This window comes from Peribacillus sp., from assembly GCF_059453735.1.
This window is the reverse complement of record NZ_JAZVJO010000280.1, coordinates 1-3,764: the sequence shown is the minus strand read 5'-3', so window position 1 is coordinate 3,764 and position 3,764 is coordinate 1. Positions and strand designations below refer to the sequence as shown.

Below are 3,764 nucleotides of genomic sequence, written 5' to 3'. Positions count from 1 at the left end.
ATATATGTGAAAATCATCTGTGATACTGGCGTGATTGGCTGGGGAGAAGCACCGCCGACGCTTGTTATTACAGGAGATAGTTTACGAAGTATTGAGACAACTATTCAAGCTGTTATCAAACCAGCTTTAATAGGAAGAAGTTTGTCGAATTTTGAAGATATTTTCCGGGAAATGAATGCAAGTATTGTCGGTCATTCAAGTGCAAAAGCTGCGGTAGATATGGCGGTTTATGATTGTTTATCACAGCATGCTAATATGCCGCTCTATCAATTTTTAGGCGGCTATCGTGACAAACTTGAGACCGACTATACCGTCAGTGTAAATAGTCCTGAAGAAATGGTTGAAGATGCTGTTTCTTGCATTCAGCAAGGTTTCAATGTGTTGAAAATTAAAGTCGGCAAAGATGATAGTTCAACAGATATAGATCGGATTTTAGCCATCAGAGAACAGATTGGTAAAGATGTCGTGATTAGACTCGATGCGAATCAAGGCTGGGAGCCTAAAGAAGCTATTCGAGTAATCCGAAAAATGGAGGATCTCGATTTACAAATTGAACTAGTTGAGCAGCCTGTTAAAGCGTGGGATGTACAGGGAATGAAGCAGGTAACAGATGCTGTCGAGACACTGATTATGGCAGATGAAGCTGTTTTTACACCTAAACAGGCCTTCGAAGTATTAAGAACGAGAAGTGCAGATTTAATTAACATTAAGCTGATGAAAGCAGGTGGCATCCATCAAGCTCAAGCCATCAATAGTATGGCAGAAGTATGCGGTGTCGAATGCATGATGGGAAGTATGATTGAAACAAAGCTTGGTATTAGTGCAGCGGCTCATTTCGCAGCAAGTAAAAAAAATATTACACGCTATGATTTTGATGCCCCGTTAATGCTGGCAAAAGACATTATTAAAGGTGGAATTATCTATCAGGGAAGAAATATTTTCTTGAGTGATAGTCCAGGATTAGGGATTGAAAGGGTTAATCTTACAGGAGGTGCAGGGGATGGGAACTGACTATGTCATCAATGTACCGGTTGCAGGTATTTGGACAAATCCTGAGAGTGTGAGAGATATCGACAAGCAAGCGATTTCTAATCCTGTATTGTTCGAGGAGTGGCTGGATCGTTTGACATATGACTACAGGTTAGAACTTTGTGAACAAGACATCTTGCAAACACAAGCACTAATTGGTGAAGAAGTAGACGTCATTCGCGAACTAAACGGTTGGTCAGAGGTAATTCTTCTAGGGCAGCCTTCTCAAAAGAATAGCCGAGGATATCCTGGCTGGATTCCCAGTATCCAATTAACTAAGGTAAGAGACTGGAATCTTGACGACAAGGTGGCTGTGGTGACGAGTAACCATACCGTTTTATTTTCGGATAATGAAACGGAGTTGATGAAGCTAAGCTATCAAACAGTACTTCCTATTCTAGAAGAAAAGCAGGATCTCATCGTTGTGCAGCTACCGGAAGGGACTGGAATATTGAAAGCAAATGAAGTAGAAGTACTATCTTCGCTATCATGCAGACCGAAGGGAAATGGACAGCAAATTATTAACAGTGGTGAGAAATTTCTGAATCTGCCTTACTTATGGGGCGGCACAAGCAGTTTTGGCTATGATTGTTCCGGTTTTACGTTTAACATGTGCAAAGCGAATGGGTACAATATTCCTCGTGATGCAGACGATCAATCCAAACAAGGAGTACCGGTAAAAGTTGAAGACATAGAACCTGGAGATTTATTATTTTTTGCGTATGAAGAAGGAAAAGGACAACTACATCATGTTGGTCTATATTACGGCGAGGGTAAATTACTGCATTCACCCAAGACTGGGCGAAGTGTCGAAATTATCGATCTTGCAGGAACGGTCTATGAAACTGAGCTTTGCGGAGCCTGTCGTTATTGGACCGGGACGGAGGAATAGAATGGAAAATCAAGTGCTCTTAGAAGTAAAAAACTTAAAAAAACATTTTTCTTTAGGTAAAGGAGAAACATTAAAAGCGGTCGATGGAATATCTTTTAAAGTATTTAAGGGAGAAACCTTTGGTGTTGTTGGTGAATCTGGCTGTGGTAAATCGACAGCAGGACGGACGATTATCGGCCTTTATGATCAAACGGACGGTGAAGTTATTTTTAAAGGGAAAAATATCCATGAAATGAATAAAAAAGAACGATTTTCTTTTTATCGCAATATGCAGATGATTTTTCAAGATCCTTATGCTTCTTTGAATCCTCGTTCAACCGTCAGGGAAATAATCGCCGAACCAATGGAGGTTCATGGATTATACCCGGATAAAAAGGAACGATTGGAGAGGGTGCAGGTGCTGCTTGAGGACGTTGGGTTAAATCGTGACCATGCGGACCGTTATCCCCATGAGTTCAGCGGTGGTCAAAGGCAGCGAATCGGTATAGCCCGAGCGCTGGCTTTAAACCCCGAATTTATCATCGCCGACGAACCCATTTCGGCACTAGATGTGTCTGTTCAGGCACAGGTGGTTAATCTGCTAAAACGTCTCCAAAAGGAGAAAGGGTTGACCTATCTCTTCATAGCGCATGATTTGTCGATGGTTAAACAGATTTCAAGCAGAATTGCCGTAATGTATCTTGGACATATCGTTGAGCTGACGGACAGCCGCCAACTATATAAAGAACCCCTGCATCCATATACAAAAGCGCTGCTGTCGGCCATACCGATACCCGATCCAGATATCGAAGATCAAAGAGAGCGGATTATCCTAGAAGGAGAACTGCCCAGCCCAGTTGATCCTCCAAGCGGATGTGTTTTCCGGACTCGTTGTGCATATGCAATGGATACGTGTGCTGCACATAAGCCAGAGTGGCAGGAAATTGAAAATGGACATTTTGTAGCCTGTCATTTATATAATAAAAAGTATTCTCAAGGTGACTTCAGCACAGTAGCTGTAAGCAAGTAGAAAGAAGGGGAATAGATGTCCTTACAGACTATAGAAAAAGATATAATTGAATTAGTTCAGCAATTCGACGGCAGGATCAGCTATCGAATTGAAAAAGCTGAACAAGTCATTGAATACAACAGTCATGATATCTATCAATCTGCGAGTCTAATCAAAATCCCAATGCTTGTGGAAGGCTTTCGGCAAGTAGAAAAAAACAAAATTGCTTTTACTCAACAAGTTCCCTTTATTCAAGGGGATGTGGCAGGTGGATCTGGCGTGTTGTCAGCGCTATCTCATTCACTTCATTTAACCGTTAAAGACTTGCTGGTTCTTATGACAATCGTCTCTGATAACACTGCAACCAACATGCTGATCAGCTTGCTTGGAATGGAAAACATTAATACGTGCATGGATGATCTAGGGATGAAAAATACTATGCTGCAAAGACGAATGATGGATCTACAGGCAGCAGCTGACGGTCGTGAAAACATTACCTCAGCAGCAGATATCGTCACTTGTTTAAAAGCAATTCATAAGGGTGACGAGCTGCTTTCGTCAAGCAGACAGCAAATCCTAGAGATCATGGAAAAACAGCAGTTTTGCGACAAACTGCCTGCCATGATGGGGAACGAAGTGAAAATCGCAAATAAGACCGGTTCCCTTGACGGTGTTTCTCACGATGCGGCTATTATTCGTTACAAATCAGAAACGGTCTACGCGGCCATTCTTACTGACCAGATTTCTTCAAATGAAGAAAGCCGACAACTCATCAGCCAAATCGGTAAATTGATTTATGATGACTTAGTGGAATGATAAAAAAACAGTGCCATTCATCCGAATGCACTGTTTTTT

The 3,764-nt window shown here is 41.7% G+C and carries 4 protein-coding genes; all 4 read left to right on the top strand.

Going from position 1 to position 3,764, the window contains the following annotated elements:
- Window positions 1-1,011: mandelate racemase/muconate lactonizing enzyme family protein (locus AC52RT_RS09035; RefSeq protein ID WP_495540432.1), on the top strand; the 1,011-nt coding region annotated here is incomplete at its 5' end.
- Window positions 1,001-1,921, top strand: a complete 921-nt coding sequence (locus AC52RT_RS09030) for a C40 family peptidase (RefSeq protein WP_495540431.1) — start codon at window positions 1,001-1,003, stop codon at window positions 1,919-1,921. The genes AC52RT_RS09035 and AC52RT_RS09030, both read left to right, overlap by 11 nt.
- Window position 1,922: 1 nt before the next feature.
- On the top strand, window positions 1,923-2,930 hold the full coding sequence (locus AC52RT_RS09025) for an ABC transporter ATP-binding protein (RefSeq protein ID WP_495540430.1): 1,008 nt from the start codon (window positions 1,923-1,925) through the stop codon (window positions 2,928-2,930).
- A 15-nt stretch (window positions 2,931-2,945) separates the two neighbouring features.
- The gene (locus AC52RT_RS09020) at window positions 2,946-3,725 is read left to right on the top strand and encodes a serine hydrolase (protein WP_495540429.1); all 780 of its coding nucleotides are present in this window, start codon (window positions 2,946-2,948) and stop codon (window positions 3,723-3,725) included.
- Window positions 3,726-3,764 lie beyond the last annotated feature (39 nt).